Source organism: Salinimicrobium oceani (genome assembly GCF_012037645.1).
The window spans coordinates 1-618 of sequence record NZ_JAAVJR010000216.1; the positions used below are offsets into that span (position 1 = coordinate 1).

General features: G+C 36.1%; 1 protein-coding gene. It reads left to right on the top strand.

What is annotated here, in order from left to right; translation table 11 throughout:
• The first annotated feature begins 106 nt into the window (after nt 1–106).
• The gene (locus HC175_RS16345; protein ID WP_168023983.1) at nt 107–505 is read left to right on the top strand and encodes a ribonuclease P protein component; all 399 of its coding nucleotides are present in this window, start codon (nt 107–109) and stop codon (nt 503–505) included.
• The last annotated feature ends 113 nt before the right edge of the window (nt 506–618 follow it).

Genomic DNA, 618 nt, shown 5'->3' on the forward strand with positions numbered 1-618 from the left:
GTGCAGCAATAATCTCTAAAAATCAAATTTTGAAGCCCCTTTTTGGAGGGGTTTTTTTATGGCCGGTAATTTACCGGGGATAATTTATTATCGATAATTTTACCACATGGATGAAAGCTTCGGAAAGAAAGAAAAACTCAAAAGCAAGATCATTATTGACAGGTTATTTACTGAAGGGAATTCCCTGAAGAAGTATCCTTTGCGACTTATATTCCTTCCGCTGGTGAATACTTCTGAAGCTGTTAATAAGGCAGCAGTATCTGTTCCGAAAAGAAATTTTAAAAGGGCAGTGGACCGTATTAAAATTAAGCGCCTCATGAGGGAAGCTTATAGAAAAAATAAGTATCTTGTTACCAGTAATTTGGACATCTCCTATGCCTTAATGTTTATCTACACGGGTAGGGAGATCAATGACTATACAAAAATCTTACGCGCTACCGAAGAATTGCTCAAAAATTTTGTGGAGCAGGAAAAAAGCAGGAATCATGAAAAAGAAAGTCTCTAAAATAGCATTATTAACAGCTCTTCCTTTACTGGTTTTTACCGGTGTCGGATTTAAATCTGATTTCTTTGAGATCGCTAAACAGCTGGAAATTTTCACTACTTTATTCAAGGAAC

What these genes read in the sequence shown, in the direction of transcription:
- HC175_RS16345 (WP_168023983.1), top strand. Translation starts at nt 107, where the DNA reads ATGGATGAAAGCTTCGGAAAGAAAGAAAAACTCAAAAGCAAGATCATT.